This window comes from Fervidobacterium sp. (genome assembly GCF_059913585.1).
In genome coordinates this window covers 78,361-92,231 of sequence record NZ_DBOLZL010000023.1, presented here as the reverse complement: position 1 = coordinate 92,231, position 13,871 = coordinate 78,361, and the positions used below count along the sequence as shown (strand labels likewise).

The 13,871-nt window shown below is 40.2% G+C and carries 17 protein-coding genes and 8 tRNA genes; 10 read left to right on the top strand and 15 right to left on the bottom strand.

Going from position 1 to position 13,871, the window contains the following annotated elements; all coding sequences use genetic code 11:
- Window positions 1–2: 2 nt before the first annotated feature.
- The 7 genes from truB to AC3M61_RS08960 all read left to right on the top strand — a co-directional run bounded on the left by truB (window position 3) and on the right by AC3M61_RS08960 (window position 6,593).
- Complete coding sequence (gene truB, locus AC3M61_RS08990; protein ID WP_500780689.1) at window positions 3–956, top strand: tRNA pseudouridine(55) synthase TruB; 954 nt, start codon at window positions 3–5, stop codon at window positions 954–956.
- 2 nt (window positions 957–958) lie between these two features.
- Window positions 959–2,023: a DUF933 domain-containing protein gene (locus AC3M61_RS08985; protein WP_500780521.1), complete on the top strand. Its 1,065-nt coding sequence runs from the start codon at window positions 959–961 to the stop codon at window positions 2,021–2,023.
- A gap of 33 nt (window positions 2,024–2,056) precedes the next feature.
- Entirely contained in the window at window positions 2,057–2,296 is a 240-nt protein-coding gene (locus AC3M61_RS08980) for an extracellular matrix/biofilm biosynthesis regulator RemA family protein (protein ID WP_500780520.1), read from the top strand.
- Between the two features lie 33 nt (window positions 2,297–2,329).
- On the top strand, window positions 2,330–3,529 hold the full coding sequence (locus tag AC3M61_RS08975) for a TIGR04013 family B12-binding domain/radical SAM domain-containing protein (RefSeq protein ID WP_500780688.1): 1,200 nt from the start codon (window positions 2,330–2,332) through the stop codon (window positions 3,527–3,529).
- Window positions 3,530–3,542: 13 nt separating this feature from the next.
- The gene (locus AC3M61_RS08970; protein WP_500780519.1) at window positions 3,543–3,839 is read left to right on the top strand and encodes a hypothetical protein; all 297 of its coding nucleotides are present in this window, start codon (window positions 3,543–3,545) and stop codon (window positions 3,837–3,839) included.
- A 324-nt stretch (window positions 3,840–4,163) separates the two neighbouring features.
- Entirely contained in the window at window positions 4,164–5,444 is a 1,281-nt protein-coding gene (locus tag AC3M61_RS08965; RefSeq protein WP_500780518.1) for a TrpB-like pyridoxal phosphate-dependent enzyme, read from the top strand.
- A gap of 24 nt (window positions 5,445–5,468) precedes the next feature.
- Window positions 5,469–6,593 carry an ABC transporter substrate-binding protein gene (locus AC3M61_RS08960; RefSeq protein WP_500780517.1) on the top strand — a complete coding sequence of 375 codons (1,125 nt, stop codon included), beginning with the start codon at window positions 5,469–5,471 and terminating at the stop codon, window positions 6,591–6,593.
- An 89-nt stretch (window positions 6,594–6,682) separates the two neighbouring features.
- Here AC3M61_RS08960 and AC3M61_RS08955 read toward each other — a convergent pair whose 3' ends face one another.
- The 15 genes from AC3M61_RS08955 to AC3M61_RS08885 form a co-directional block, all read right to left on the bottom strand.
- Window positions 6,683–6,946 carry a stage V sporulation protein S gene (locus tag AC3M61_RS08955; RefSeq protein ID WP_014451777.1) on the bottom strand — a complete coding sequence of 88 codons (264 nt, stop codon included), beginning with the start codon at window positions 6,944–6,946 and terminating at the stop codon, window positions 6,683–6,685.
- A 120-nt stretch (window positions 6,947–7,066) separates the two neighbouring features.
- Window positions 7,067–7,143 (bottom strand) — tRNA-Arg (locus tag AC3M61_RS08950).
- Window positions 7,144–7,172: 29 nt separating this feature from the next.
- Window positions 7,173–7,248, bottom strand: a tRNA-His gene (locus AC3M61_RS08945).
- Between the two features lie 31 nt (window positions 7,249–7,279).
- Window positions 7,280–7,356, bottom strand: a tRNA-Arg gene (locus AC3M61_RS08940).
- A gap of 35 nt (window positions 7,357–7,391) precedes the next feature.
- Window positions 7,392–7,467 (bottom strand) — tRNA-Gly (locus AC3M61_RS08935).
- Between the two features lie 5 nt (window positions 7,468–7,472).
- Window positions 7,473–7,549: transfer RNA gene (locus tag AC3M61_RS08930), tRNA-Pro, on the bottom strand.
- Window positions 7,550–7,660: 111 nt separating this feature from the next.
- The gene (locus AC3M61_RS08925) at window positions 7,661–7,999 is read right to left on the bottom strand and encodes a cupin domain-containing protein (protein ID WP_014451776.1); all 339 of its coding nucleotides are present in this window, start codon (window positions 7,997–7,999) and stop codon (window positions 7,661–7,663) included.
- On the bottom strand, window positions 7,962–8,627 hold the full coding sequence (gene jag, locus AC3M61_RS08920; protein WP_448378515.1) for an RNA-binding cell elongation regulator Jag/EloR: 666 nt from the start codon (window positions 8,625–8,627) through the stop codon (window positions 7,962–7,964). Before jag ends, AC3M61_RS08925 begins: the two co-directional genes overlap by 38 nt.
- 51 nt (window positions 8,628–8,678) lie before the next feature.
- Window positions 8,679–10,025, bottom strand: a complete 1,347-nt coding sequence (yidC, locus tag AC3M61_RS08915; protein ID WP_500780516.1) for a membrane protein insertase YidC — start codon at window positions 10,023–10,025, stop codon at window positions 8,679–8,681.
- Window positions 10,022–10,318, bottom strand: coding sequence for a membrane protein insertion efficiency factor YidD (gene yidD, locus AC3M61_RS08910; RefSeq protein WP_500780515.1), 297 nt, complete (start codon window positions 10,316–10,318; stop codon window positions 10,022–10,024). Before yidD ends, yidC begins: the two co-directional genes overlap by 4 nt.
- Window positions 10,290–10,685, bottom strand: a complete 396-nt coding sequence (gene rnpA / locus AC3M61_RS08905) for a ribonuclease P protein component (protein WP_500780514.1) — start codon at window positions 10,683–10,685, stop codon at window positions 10,290–10,292. Before rnpA ends, yidD begins: the two co-directional genes overlap by 29 nt.
- Window positions 10,667–10,801: a 50S ribosomal protein L34 gene (gene rpmH, locus AC3M61_RS08900; RefSeq protein ID WP_033191903.1), complete on the bottom strand. Its 135-nt coding sequence runs from the start codon at window positions 10,799–10,801 to the stop codon at window positions 10,667–10,669. Before rpmH ends, rnpA begins: the two co-directional genes overlap by 19 nt.
- Window positions 10,802–10,909: 108 nt before the next feature.
- Window positions 10,910–10,985 (bottom strand) — tRNA-Phe (locus AC3M61_RS08895).
- Window positions 10,986–11,029: 44 nt separating this feature from the next.
- Window positions 11,030–11,104: transfer RNA gene (locus AC3M61_RS08890), tRNA-Val, on the bottom strand.
- 16 nt (window positions 11,105–11,120) lie between these two features.
- Window positions 11,121–11,196, bottom strand: a tRNA-Glu gene (locus AC3M61_RS08885).
- A gap of 242 nt (window positions 11,197–11,438) precedes the next feature.
- Here AC3M61_RS08885 and AC3M61_RS08880 point away from each other — a divergent pair.
- From AC3M61_RS08880 to AC3M61_RS08870, 3 genes are read left to right on the top strand one after another with little or no spacing between them, the layout of a single operon-like run.
- The gene (locus tag AC3M61_RS08880) at window positions 11,439–12,275 is read left to right on the top strand and encodes a VIT1/CCC1 transporter family protein (protein ID WP_500780513.1); all 837 of its coding nucleotides are present in this window, start codon (window positions 11,439–11,441) and stop codon (window positions 12,273–12,275) included.
- 34 nt (window positions 12,276–12,309) lie between these two features.
- A complete protein-coding gene (locus AC3M61_RS08875) occupies window positions 12,310–13,077 on the top strand; it encodes a TSUP family transporter (protein WP_500780512.1) in 768 nt (255 codons plus the stop codon).
- Window positions 13,078–13,099: 22 nt separating this feature from the next.
- Entirely contained in the window at window positions 13,100–13,582 is a 483-nt protein-coding gene (locus tag AC3M61_RS08870) for a GNAT family N-acetyltransferase (protein ID WP_500780511.1), read from the top strand.
- The last annotated feature ends 289 nt before the right edge of the window (window positions 13,583–13,871 follow it).

Here is a 13,871-nt window from a genome sequence, read left to right as displayed (position 1 = left end):
CTATTTCAGGAATACTACTTGTAGATAAAGAAAAAGGACCCACGTCTCACGACATTGTTGAGAGAATTAGAAAACTGCTTCGAATAAAACAAGTTGGACATGCTGGAACGCTTGACCCGTTCGCAACGGGTCTTCTTGTGGTTGGTGTGGGAAAGGCAACAAGGTTACTTGAGTATCTTCAACATGAAGACAAAGTCTACAAGGTAAAGTTCAGATTAGGTTTAATCACTGACACTTTTGACATAACAGGTCAAATAATGGAAGACCATTCTGATGATATCTCAAAACTTTCTGAAAAGGAAGTCTTGGATGCGGTAAAATCTTTTATAGGAACATACAAACAAGTTCCACCTGCGTACTCGGCTAAGAAGTACCAAGGCAAAAAACTGTACGAACTTGCACGCGAAGGGAAGATTATAAACCTTCCACCGCGTGAGGTAACAATATACGACATATGGGACATAAAGATTAACTTACCTGAGGTTGAATTTGTTGCTAAAGTCTCTTCTGGCACTTACATAAGAAGTCTGTGCATGGATATAGGTTACAAGTTGGGCTGTGGAGCAACTGCAATAGAACTTAGAAGGTTATCTGTTGGAAGATTTGTAGTCGATGATGCAATAATGATACCGGAGGTAAAGAATTTAGATACTCAAGTTTTTGAGAGTTTACGTGAGTTGATTACTAAAAACCTAATTCCGTTGGAAAAAGTGCTCGATTTTCCAAAAATAATTGTGAACGACCAAGAGAAAATTTATAACGGTATTCAGCCAAAGGTTGAAGACCTTGTAGAATACGAGAATTTCAAAAAGGACCAAATAATCCAAGTTTTTCATGGCGGAAAATTAATAGCAGTAGCTCGTGCTGAGAGGAATTCTGAATTCATCGAGACGCTCAAAAAACACAATAGGAACGAACGCATCGCAACGCTAATAAAGGTGTTCAAGGAGGAGTAGAAATGAAGGTAGGCATTGTTGGACTTTCGCAAGTTGGTAAAACGACAATATTCTCTTTGCTCACAGGAATTGAGGTAGACCTCTTTTCTCAAGAGCATCAAAAGGGAACTGCAAAGGTCCATGATAAACGAGTTGATATTCTTGCAAAGATGTACGAACCGAAGAAAGTGACTTACGCAACCCTTGAATTTTTCGATACGCCTGCTTTGAAGATAAAAGATATTAAGGAACGAACAGCGGTATTTAACGCGATTCAAAATGTTGAAGCTATGCTTATCGTGGTTCGAGCATTTAAAAGCGATAGTGTTCCATACCCTGAGGTAGAAAAGCCTATTGACCAGCTCAAGGCTACTTTGGATGAATTCCTTTTCAGAGACCTTGACGTAGTGACAAACAGGATTGGTAGATTAGAAAACGCAAAGAGAAAACTTGAACCAAAGGAAGAGATAGAGTTAAAGTTACTAAAACGCATACAAGAGGCGTTAGAGAACGAGCAACTTTTATCGAAAATTGGGCTCACGGATGAAGAAAAGAAGATGCTCGGAGGTTTTTCACTTACTACCTTGAAGCCGATAGGTGTAGTAGTAAATGTTGATGAGGAACAGTTCTCTGCAAAGAGTTATGAAACAAAGGATGAAGTTATAAAACTTTGTCAAGACAACGGGTTTGCGTATGTCGAGCTGTGTGGTAAGCTTGAAATGGAACTGAACGCTTTGAGCGAAGAAGAGAAGATGGAGTTTCTCAAAGAATTGGGAACAGATGAAACAGGTATTGAAAGACTATCCAGAGCACTTTATACACAATTTGGGTTGATTTCCTTCTTTACTGTTGGCAAAGACGAGGTACGTGCATGGACGCTCAGAAAAGGTGCAACAGCAGTCGATGCGGCAGGCGTTATCCATAGCGACTTAGCGAGAGGTTTCATCCGTGCTGAGGTTATAAAATACGATGACCTTGTAAGGCTTGGTTCCGAGAAAGCGGTTAAAGATGCCGGATTGATGAAGCTTGTTGGGAGAGATTATATCGTTGAAGATGGTGATATAATAACAATAAGGTTCAACGTATAAAAGTAGAAACGTAACAAAGAGGGGGTTAGAAATATGTCTGAAGCGGTTGCGAGAATAAACGAGAACGTGTATATTGTAAGAGACAGGGTAATTGCGGTTGTTCCGGTTACATCAACGATGTCAAGGCGTATAAGAGCAAGCATCCAGCTTGGTGGAAAAATGGTCAATCTGTCTTACGGTAAAGAGTGTAAATCTATAGTCTTTATGGATAGTGGCCATTCTTTACTACTTGCCGAACCTGCCATTGAAGTAAGAAAAAAGATTTGGGGTTAAAGATAATTGGAGGTAATCTCGAAAAGGGTAAGTATGTTTAAAAGGCTCATATTCAGAACAACGAAGCACAATCGTTACAGTGTTACTGCACTTGTTTCCGCTGTGCTTAGTGGGATTGAAAATGTTGAGATTCTTGAAACTAAAAACGTTGCTGATATCTTGCAGTATCCGGTATCGGATACTGCAGTTGCTTTTTCATTTATGACATTCGATTTGGATACTGTAATAGAAGAACTTAGAGTATTGAAAAATCATGGTTACACTGTAATTGCCGGTGGTCCACATGCAACGGCACTGCCTTTTGAACTATTAGAGCTTGGTTTTGACTATGTTTTTATTGGTGATGGGGAAGAGAATATCATCAAGTTCTTGAAAGGTGAATTACCGGAGAATAGAATCTTCGACGGGGTAAAAAATCGTGTCGATTTGAATAAATACCCTCCTATATGTGAGAAGAAGAAACTCTTCATGCCCATAGAGATTACTCGCGGATGCCCTTTCGATTGTGGGTATTGCCAAACGCCAAGATTGGCTGGTAAGATAGTCAGACATCGAAGCATAGAACAAATTGTCGAATACGAAAAGATTTCTGTAAAGAACGGCAAAACAGTTGCACGATTTATTACACCAAATGCGTTTGGGTATGGTAGCAAGAATGGAGTTACTCCTAAACCGGAAGTTGTTGACGAATTGCTTTTTAGGATAAAGTCTACTGGTGTAAAGGAGATATACTTTGGAACGTTTCCATCCGATGTAATGCCTGAGAGTGTTACCGATGAGATGGTCAAAGTTGTCAAAAAATATGTGAACCATGATTACATCGTTATAGGTGCACAAAGTGGAAGCAATAGGATACTACAGCTTATACGTCGTGGACACACGGTTGAGAAGGTAGAAGAAGCGCTTGAAATATTGGCTAACAACGGTTTTTATGCGAAAGTAGATTTCATATTTGGATTCCCGTTTGAAACAAAAGAAGACGTAGAACAAACGTTCAATTTCATCGAGAAGATTGTTAAGAAGTACAATGCAAAGATTCACGCCCACACCTTTATGCCTCTACCAGGTACACCTCTTTCAAACGTTGGACCTGGTGTTTTGAAAGATTACCATTACAAATTCCTTGGACAACTTGCTTCAAAAGGTATTCTCGATGGATATTGGTTGAAACAAGAACAACTTGCCAAAAAGGCTGTTCAAAATATGAAAATCAAAGTTGGGAACGATTTTTAAAGGGGGAAGAGGGATGACGATAAGAAAGGAATACGTGCATTCTTGCGAACCAGAAAAACTCTACGAGGTCGCTATGAAAGAAGCAGAGCCGTACATCTCTAAATTCAACGTGAAGATATCAAGAATAAGTGAGAACGTCTTTGAAGCAAAGGTCAGTATCTTCGGAAAAGGAATAATTGAAGTTCAAAATGACAAAATCATAATCACTGTTGATTCTTCATTCCTCGGGATGCCTGGAATGAAGGAAAAGGTAGAAGAGATGATGGATAAATATATGACTGAGTTGATTGAAAAATGCAAAGTGCAGTAGTGAAGTTGAAACAGAGAATATAAGTGGAGAAATTTTCTCTTGACTATTCCCAAAAATTTGTGATAGAATACTGCAAAACCGGAAGATAACGGACGGTGTGTGATTTTGGTGAGTAAATTTAGATTTTCTTTGAATGTTAATCAATATCAAATGAGTTCAACAAATTCTTGGTGGTGGACAACCGGTGGTTGTCCACCAGCTTGTTGTTGCCGTACATAAGGAGAAAATAGGCAACAACAAAAATGCAAAGTGTGGACAATCGCCGGGTACGTGTAAAAACGTGCCCGGCTTTTTTATTTAACAAGAAAAGGAGGAGGGGACTGTATGTTTAGGGAAGTTGTGTATTTGAAGCCCGAGGAAACGCCAAGAAGTTACTACAACGTGCTTGCAGATTTGCCATTCAAACTGGACCCACCACTTGACCCTCAAACAGGGCGACCTGTGAACCCTGAGAAGTTGCTCAAGATATTTCCAGAACCACTACTTGAACAGGAGATGAGTGACAAAAGATTTATCTCTATTCCAGAACCTGTTTTAAAAGAATACGCAGTCTACAGACCTACACCACTTATACGAGCACACTTTTTGGAAGAATACCTTGAAACGCGTACACGGATTTATTACAAATACGAAGGGCTCAGTCCTACAGGTAGTCACAAAACGAATACTGCTCTTGCACAGGCTTACTATAACAAAATCTCAGGGACAAAAGTTTTGGTAACCGAAACAGGCGCAGGACAATGGGGAAGTGCACTTTCATACGCAGGTGCAAAGTTTGGCTTGGAAGTTCGAGTATTCATGGTAAAAGTTAGCTATAACCAAAAGCCTTTCAGAAAGGTACTCATGAATATATTTGACGGTAACGTGGTTCCAAGCCCGAGCAAGTTAACGCAATTTGGTCAGATGTTCGATGAAAGACATCCGGGAACACTTGGTATAGCAATTTCGGAAGCTATTGAAACAGTACTTAAAGAACAGAATGCAAAGTATGCACTTGGAAGTGTTTTGAATCATGTATTACTACACCAAACGATAATTGGACTCGAACTAAAAGAACAGTTAAAAAAGTTAGAAATTACGCCGGATATGATTGTTGCATGCCATGGAGGTGGTTCTAATTTCGGTGGCACGATACTGCCTTTTATTCCTGATGTTCTCGATGGGAAAGATATCAAAATTGTTGCGGTAGAGCCTGAGAGCTGTCCATCATTAACAAAAGGCGAGTATCGATATGACTTTGGAGATAGTGCAGGTTTGACACCAATGATGAAAATGTACACACTTGGTAAAGACTTTGTCCCGCCAGCGATTCACGCAGGTGGGTTAAGATACCACGGAGCAGCTCCTATTGTTTCAAAGTTACTCTACGAAAAACTGATATCCGCAGCAGCTGTCAGTCAGGATGAAGTTTTCGAGGCCGGAAAGCTTTTTGCAAAAGTGGAAGGAATTGTTCCTGCACCAGAATCGGCACACGCAATAGCATATGTGATTAAGGAAGCGAAAAAGAATGAGAAAAAGACAATTGTCTTCACACTTTCCGGACATGGATATTTTGATTTGAATGCGTACGTCAGTTCTTTAAACGAGAACTTTAGAAACTTTTGAAATTGTCTATGGGAGGTGCGAACTATGTTGGGGAAAACATTGAAGACACTATTTTTTACACTCATTTTTTTGAGTTATACAAGCTCCTTTGCTATCGTTAAAATAGGGGTTCTACTACCATTAACTGGTCCGTTAGCCGCTGCTGGGGATTTAGTGAAAAGGGGTATTGAGATAGCTCACAACGAAAGAGATTCAGTGTTGGGGGAAAAAGTTGAACTTGTTTACATAGACACTAGGAGTGAGAAAACAGAAGCTGCAAATGGAATGGCACGGCTTATTGACAGGGAAAAAGTTGTAGCAGTGATTGGAGAAATAATGAGTGGTAATTCGATGGCTGCTGGTGAGTTAGCTGAGAGTAAGAAAGTTCCGCTCTTGAGCCCTGCGTCAACCAATCCACTTGTTACACATGGGAAGAAGTTTGTTTCACGTGTCTGTTTCATAGACCCTGTGCAAGGGACTGCTTTGGCGGAATTTGTGGTAAAGAATTTGAAATTAACAAAAATTACAGTGTTCACAGATATTGAGCAGGATTATAGCGTTGGGCTTTCAAACTATTTCATCGAAAGGTTCAAAAAATACGGTGGAAAAGTACTACAAGTTCAGTATAAAACAGGAGACATAGATTTCAGTGCCCAAATCACCCAAGCAATTTCTTTTGGTAGTGAAGCTATTCTTATAGCTGGTTATTACAACGAAATAGCTTTAATTGCACATCAAGCAAGAGCTTTAGGCTTTAAAGGATACTTCCTTGCTGGGGATGGTGCAAATGCCCCCGAATTGCTTAAAATAGGCGGTAAAGCAGTTGAAGGTTTGTATTTCTCGGATCATTATCACCCAGATGCAGCAGTATCATCTTCTGGAAAAAGGTTTGTTGAGCTTTATGAAAAGAAATACAGAGAAAAGCCTTCAACACTTTCAGCCTTAGGGTACGATGCTTATATGATTATTTTGAAGGCTATTGAGAATGTCAAAAGTACAAATCCGGAAAAGAGAGCGTTGGGTATAAGGAATATCAAGAACTACGACGGTGTAACTGGGTCAATTACTATAGACAGGATGGGAAACGCAACGAAAGACATTGTTATTCTTGTCGTACAAAACAACGAAATGAACTTTTTCACAAAAATCTCAGCAAGCTCTCTTAAATAAAGTACTGTATCTAATATCAGACAAATATGATAAATATAAAAAGCGGTCCATTTCTGGACCGCTCTGTTTTTTAATTTTCAATTTTATACTTATTCTCTTGGGAAGACTATAAACTTAAGTGCTGTTCTTGTTTCATTTTCCACTGTTACGTCTGTAAATGCTGGAACGCAGACGAGATCGTATCCACTTGGCGCAAGGTACCCTCTTGCTATTGCGATTGCCTTGACTGCTTGGTTAACAGCACCTGCACCGATAGCCTGAATTTCCGCCTTGCCCTTTTCTCTAATAACACCTGCTAACGCACCTGCAACCTTGTTTGGGTTTGATTTTGAAGAGACTTTTAGTACTTCCATAGTTCTACCTCCCCTTCTTTGGCGCTTGATAGCTCAGTAGTTTGTTCTAAGCACCGGAGAATGACGTACTTTATGCTACAACCGCTATTAAAAAAATGAACAGGAATTTTTCTCAAAATTTGGCGCGCCCGGCAGGACTTGAACCCGCAACCATCGGATCCGAAGTCCGACGCTCTATCCAGTTGAGCTACGAGCGCGTCCTTAATAGACACACTATATAAAAAACTGGGGTGGCTAGAGGGATTTGAACCCTCGACCACCTGATCCACAGTCAGGCGCTCTGCCAGCTGAGCTATAGCCACCACAAATAGTTGTTTTATTGATTTTTCCTTTTGGCGCGGCCGGCGGGACTCGAACCCACAACCCTCGGATTAGAAGTCCGATGCTCTATCCTGTTGAGCTACGGCCGCAACCCGCCTTTCAGCGTCAATATTACTAATAAAACTGGAGCGGGCGACGGGACTCGAACCCGCAACCCTCGGCTTGGAAGGCCGATGCTCTACCAATTGAGCTACACCCGCACCGTTGGTCGGGGCGACTGGACTTGAACCAGCGTCCTCCGGTTCCCAAGACCGGCGCGCTAGCCAACTGCGCTACGCCCCGACGCGAAGGACCGTGAGTTATTATAGCACACACGTTTTAGAGTGTCAAGTAAACGATACATATAAAACTACGTTAACTTTGTGTTGATAAAGCCAAACATGTGATAACGTATTATTCTCCACCTTCTTTTGGAATGACACAGATGAACGATGCCTCTTTGTCCGTGAAGTTGTGGAATTGGTGTTCTTCGTTTGGTTCCACAAAAACAAAAGAACCTTTAGATACCCTTGTCCTTCCATTTTTACTCACAACTTCAATTTCTCCATCGACAACAAATACTTCGTGTTCCCATGGGTGGGTGTGATACGGTGTTGAAGCTCCGGGTTTCAATGTAAAGAGTCTCATTACGAAGTTCGGAGCACCGTCTCTTGGACCAATCAAAACACGTTTTAAAATCTTTCCGCCATCGATTTCAAGTGGTTGCATTTCTGAAATGTTTCCTATCTTCATTGTTTCGCCCCCTTCTTCTTGCTTCAATGACAACGTACCTGTAAGGTTCCAAACCTTCAGAGTACGTGTGTATATCTTTATGTTTTTTTGCTAGCTCATGGACGATTTTCCTTTCAAATGCAAACATTGGGTCTAACTTCACTTTGCCGAATTTTCGTGCTCTTTCAACGGCTGCTTCTACAATCTTTACCAGCTGTTCTCTTCTCTTCTCACGGTAATTTCCCGCGTCGATGATTACGGTAACTTTTGTGTCCGTTAGTCTGTTTAGGTATATATTAGCAAGATGTTGCAAAGCTCCCAAGCCTTTTCCGTGCTTCCCTATCAATTTTCCTATCTCTTCACTGTGGCATGTTGCTATAAACGTTTTGCCACGACTTGCTATTTCAATGTAATAATCAGCTCCGAAGCGTTTGAAAATCTCTTCTAGAAACTCTTTTAACTTTCTCTCATAGTATCTGTTAGTTATCGTAATCTCTACCACAGCATCCCTTGCAAAAAGTCCGAAAATACCGTGAGTCCCTTTATCAATAACATTGACTTCATACTCTCCTTCCAAAACATCGTGTTCGCTTTTGAATTGCTCAAGGATTTCGTCTACACTTTTACCCACGTAGTTTATCGTTTTCAAGTCACCCACCCCTTTTTCTTACCGTGTGGTTTGTTGTTTAGCTCGTTGGTTTTATGCCTTCCTTTTTTGGATTCCCCAAAGTTCATGCTGGGAGATGCCCTTTATCTTGTAACGCTTGTATATGTAGTATGTAATGACAAGTTGTATTATCGAGTTCATAGTCCAGTAAAGGAATATACCGCTTGGTAAACTTATAAAGAAGAACGGGAATATGGCACCCATGAGTATCTGCTGCCAAGCTGTTCTACTGTCCTGACTGGTGATAAGTGCAAGATAGTAACTTGTCAGTATCGTGATTACTAAGAAGAGCCAGTTGTTTGACCAGCCACCTACGGAAAGGTCCCTCCAAATCAAGAATCCTTGAGATACTGAGAAAAGTTCCTGGTAGCTTTGAATAACTCCGTAAAGGAGCATGAAAATTGGTAACTGAATAAGTAACATCAAACAACCACTCGATGGATTTATTTTGTTTTCTTTGTAGAGCTTCATTAATTCCTCTTGTTGTTTCTGTGGGTCTTTGTATTTCTTTTTGATAGCATCTACAGCTGGCTGGAGTTTTCTCATTTGAATCATCTGTTTGGTTTGTGCATGATAGAATGGATAAAGAATGAGCCTAACAATGATTGTGAAGATAATAATCGTTAAGCCGAAGTTTTTTGTGAACGAATTTATCCAACTGAAGAATTCGTTGAGACCATCAGATATAAAACTGTACCAGGTTCCTACACCAGGGATGGTTTTTATAAGTGTCGCGAGTCTTTCATAATCTTCTCCATAAACATGTTTTACGACAACCTTTTTGTACGGTCCCATGTAAACTGTGAATTTCAAATCCTTTCCGATGACTTGTGTTTGGTCTAACTTGCCCGAAAATTTGACAATGGATGAGTAGTCTCTATCGGGTCTAAATGAGACAAAGAAATTCACTGCTGAGCGAACTGTTGATTTGTCCCAGATTAATGGTAGCGCGACTTTGATTTCCTCGTTAGAGCGAATTTCTACATCAAAAGTGTAAGTGTAAAACCTCTGGTCAAAGGAGTAAACCTTTTCAATCCCGTTTTCATAACTGAAAATAACTTTGACACTTTCGTATGAGTCCTTCAAATCTTTAGATTTCTCTCCGTATTGAATGTTGTATGTTGGTGTTGCAACTGAAATTTCGTTACCTTGTAAATCAAACAAATCGAAACCATCATTGTCGTTTATAAAAAATAAATACGCTCTACCCAACATGTGGGTAACCTTTTGTAAATTGCCATCTTTTCCCAATTCAACTTGTAGATATCTTGATGTGACAACTATAGAATCAACGCGTTCTTCCACGAAGAATCCAGCAAAAAGTGTTAATCCCGCTACCATTGTTATTAACAACAAAAAAATGACGGTTATTTTTTTCAACTTGACCGCCTCCTTCGGATGTTATTTATTTTTTGATGTTCCACGGGTTTGTTGTGCTTGTGAAGATGGAACAGAGTGAACTCTTCCGGAACAGGGTCAAATCCACCTTTTGACAAAGGGTTACATCGGAGAATGCGCCAGAAACCCAGGAGGAACCCCTTAAAAACACCAAACTTTTCCACAGCTTGATATGTATATGTGGAACAGGTTGGTTCAAACCTGCACGTTGGAGGTTTTAAAGGAGAAATGTACTTTTGATAAAATCTAATAAGTCCCAATATTGCTTTCCGCATCAATTAACCTCTCAAAATTCCCCAAAAGTGCTTTGCAGACAGTTGTATAGTTGCTTTGTTCGAATTTTTCAGACAGTGCCTTTCTTGCTATAACGATAAAATCGTATCCTTTTGGAATAAAATCTTTGTTCAATCTAAAACACTCACGAATCCATCTTCTCAATTTGTTTCTTCGGTTCGCCTTTCCAAACTTTCTTTTAACTATAATAGCCAACCTACTGTAATCAAGTCCGTTCTTCCTGTAAAGCACTACAAATTCTTCGCTTTGAATCGCTTTACCGTATCTAAAAACGAGGGATATATCCCTCCTGAGTCTCAGGCGCTCTCTCTTTCTGAACGTATACCTTTTCAGACTGTGAGTCTCCATCTACCTGTTCTTCTTCTGTTCTTTAAAACTCTTCTTCCGCCAGGTGTGGACTTTCTGGCAAGAAATCCGTGTGTTCTTTTTCTTTTGATGCGAGACGGCTGGTACGTTCTCTTCATACTACTTCCTCCTTTTCATATATTTGTAGGTCTAATTCCGATTATACCAAAACTTTCTAGTTATTCAACACATGATTTTCGTGTTTTCGCGTGTACATATAAAAAAACTGGTGGCCAGGGACGGAATCGAACCGTCGACACGTGGATTTTCAGTCCACTGCTCTACCAACTGAGCTACCTGGCCACCTTTAAGTTTTTATATAATCGTTTCAATTCATTTTTTCCACTTGGTGGGTGCGGCAGGACTTGAACCTACGACCTTCTGCTCGTAAGGCAGACGCTCTCCCTCTGAGCTACGCACCCAACCCATTTTAAAAACTGGCGCCCCCAACGGGATTCGAACCCGTGCCGCTGGCTTGAAAGGCCAGTGTCCTAGACCGCTAGACGATGGGGGCGTTCCCTTTATTTCTTCCTGTTTTTCCACAAAATTTTGGTCGTTCAATCAGTGACCGTTACCAATAATACCAAAGAAAAAATTTTTGTCAAGTGGTTTTGAATAGGTTTTAATGAAAAGAAAAGGTTAACATTTTGTATCTAGTAACTACGAAGCAAGTTATTACACTGCTTTTTTGGATGCCAGAGTATGCTTATGTGCTATAATAAAATTAGTAAACTTACAGAAGGGAGGCTCAGTAAAGTGTTTAGATGGCTGTTCTCAAAGCTCACACCGAAGTCAAGACCGAGGCTTGCCAGCGAAGCTTTTAAGAAAGGTGATTTGGAAACTCACAAAAAGCTACATTCACCTGATGAGATAGGAAAAGAACCTTGGCATAAAACTGAGCAGGGAAAATATATAGGCCAAGCCGTTTACGGTGCAAGTGATGGTATAGTGACAACATTTGCTGCAATTTCTGGAATAGCTGGAGCAAACTTGAATCCTAAGATTGCTATCATTGTCGGTTTGGCGAATCTTTTTGCCGATGGTATTTCTATGGCGATTGGGGACTACCTATCGGAGAAATCGGAGAAAGACTACATAAAATCTGAAAAAGAACGGGAGCTGTGGGAAATAGAACATATGCCTGAAGCTGAAAAACAAGAAGTTAGAGAGATTTACAAGAGAAAGGGACTAACAGGTGAAAAGTTAGAACATCTTGTTGAGGCAATCACAAGTAATAAAGAGATATGGGTAGATACGATGTTACATGAGGAACTCGGGGTTTTTGAAGATGATACGAATCCTCTAAAAAGTGCTGTTGTAACGTTCTTATCTTTTGTCATCGCTGGTTTCATGCCACTGATTGCCTACATCTTTGCGTCTCAGTCTCAATTGTTGGCGCAAAATCAGTTTTTGGCATCGTGTCTAATAACTGCAGCGACATTGTTTTTTGTAGGTGCACTGCGTCAGGTTGTTACTGGTGTAAAGTGGTACAAAGGTGGTCTTGAAATGTTGTTTGTTGGAGGTCTTTCGGCAGTAGTTGCGTATCTAATAGGCTGGTTATTGGAAAAGATAGTAAAAATTCCTGCACTATAGAGTATGCAATCTAATAGAAAAGTGAGTGATTAAAATGAACATAACTTTTCAAGACTTAATTATCCTTTATCCATTAATCTTCTTAGCTGGATTTGTTGACTCGATAGCTGGGGGTGGTGGTCTTATCTCACTTCCTGCATATTTGTTCGTAGGTTTGCCAAGTCATAACGCACTTGCTACAAACAAACTTTCATCGACGATAGGAACAATTTTCAGCACCCTTAGATACGCGAAAGGAAGGGCGATAATCTACCTTGTTGCTCTTCCTTCAGTCGTTGGGTCGCTTATTGGATCACACATAGGTGCGAGGTTGACACTTGTATTGAGCGATAACATCTTAAAATTGGTTTTAGCCTTCTTGATACCTCTGGCAGCTGTAATTGTCCTTTTGGCAAACCCAAGGAAAGAAAGAACATTGGCAGTGAAAAACATCTCAAAGACGCGAGTTGTTGTAGTTTCGGGTGTGATAGGTTTGACTATAGGCACATACGATGGCTTCTTTGGACCAGGAACTGGCACGTTTTTGATAATACTCTATGTGAGTTTTTTGTCCTTAGACCATGTGAGTGCATCAGGAACAGCTAAGATAGTCAATTTGGCTTCAAACGTAGGTGCACTTTTGACTTTTATCGCTGGTGGTAAAGTCTTATATTCCATAGGACTACCTGCAGCCGTTTTCGGGATTGCGGGTAACTGGCTCGGTTCGGGCCTTGCATTGAAGAAAGGTGCAAAGATTATCAAACCTGTGATGCTTGGAGTTCTTGCAGTACTTTTTGCCAAAATACTTATGGACTTAATTTGAGCTCTCAGCTGGGGGTGAACCTATGGGTGACATGTTAGTAAAGTTGTATGAATTACCGGACCTTAATAGTGCATTAGAAGAAGCGAGGAAAAATGGGATTATCATCAAACGTCCAATTGGTCCAGAGAAATACTTTGTTGTTGAATGGGTCAGGTCGAAGTTTGGAAATCACTGGGCAAGCGAAACTGATATGACTTTTTCCAATAAGCCAATTTCTTCGTTCATAGCTATAGATGAGAAGACGAATAAAATCGTTGGATTTGCTTGCTATGACGCTACAGTACGTGGATTTTTCGGACCAACAGGCGTTGATGAAGGATACAGAGGAAAAGGGATAGGAAAGGCTCTTTTGCTGGCTTGTTTGCACGACATGTTCAACGTCGGATACGCTTATGCTATTATAGGTGACCCCGGTCCGATTGAGTATTATAAAAAAACCGTAAACGCGATAGAGATTGAGAATTCCTATCCTGGAATCTACAAAAACATGATTAGAGAAATTTAACATTAACTTTTGAACTTCGTAAGGTGGCTAAGTATTGAGGTCACCTTATATTTTTTGCGATATGATAACGTTACCATATGATAATGAAATTCAAAGTATTTTGAAAAAAACGAATGTTTGTCTATAATCATATCGTCACAGGATTGATTTTCTCATTTTTCCAGACATATTTGGCTTTGGTTTGGCAGGTAAATTTGTGATTAAATTAGCATGTGATAATGTTATCATATCAGCTCATAACTTGAAGAGCAAAAATGCAAAAAGAACAACTTTCGTTTTTGGATGAAAG

Excerpts from the sequence above, each read along its gene's own strand:
- AC3M61_RS08875 (WP_500780512.1), top strand. The coding sequence starts at position 12,310 with ATGAACATAACTTTTCAAGACTTAATTATCCTTTATCCATTAATCTTC.
- AC3M61_RS08870 (WP_500780511.1), top strand. The coding sequence starts at position 13,100 with ATGGGTGACATGTTAGTAAAGTTGTATGAATTACCGGACCTTAATAGT.
- yidD (WP_500780515.1), bottom strand. The coding sequence starts at position 10,318 with ATGCGGAAAGCAATATTGGGACTTATTAGATTTTATCAAAAGTACATT.
- AC3M61_RS08925 (WP_014451776.1), bottom strand. The coding sequence starts at position 7,999 with ATGAAGATAGGAAACATTTCAGAAATGCAACCACTTGAAATCGATGGC.
- AC3M61_RS08985 (WP_500780521.1), top strand. The coding sequence starts at position 959 with ATGAAGGTAGGCATTGTTGGACTTTCGCAAGTTGGTAAAACGACAATA.
- rpmH (WP_033191903.1), bottom strand. The coding sequence starts at position 10,801 with ATGAAGAGAACGTACCAGCCGTCTCGCATCAAAAGAAAAAGAACACAC.
- AC3M61_RS08965 (WP_500780518.1), top strand. The coding sequence starts at position 4,164 with ATGTTTAGGGAAGTTGTGTATTTGAAGCCCGAGGAAACGCCAAGAAGT.
- AC3M61_RS08960 (WP_500780517.1), top strand. The coding sequence starts at position 5,469 with ATGTTGGGGAAAACATTGAAGACACTATTTTTTACACTCATTTTTTTG.
- AC3M61_RS08955 (WP_014451777.1), bottom strand. The coding sequence starts at position 6,946 with ATGGAAGTACTAAAAGTCTCTTCAAAATCAAACCCAAACAAGGTTGCA.
- AC3M61_RS08980 (WP_500780520.1), top strand. The coding sequence starts at position 2,057 with ATGTCTGAAGCGGTTGCGAGAATAAACGAGAACGTGTATATTGTAAGA.
- AC3M61_RS08975 (WP_500780688.1), top strand. The coding sequence starts at position 2,330 with ATGTTTAAAAGGCTCATATTCAGAACAACGAAGCACAATCGTTACAGT.
- rnpA (WP_500780514.1), bottom strand. The coding sequence starts at position 10,685 with ATGGAGACTCACAGTCTGAAAAGGTATACGTTCAGAAAGAGAGAGCGC.
- AC3M61_RS08970 (WP_500780519.1), top strand. The coding sequence starts at position 3,543 with ATGACGATAAGAAAGGAATACGTGCATTCTTGCGAACCAGAAAAACTC.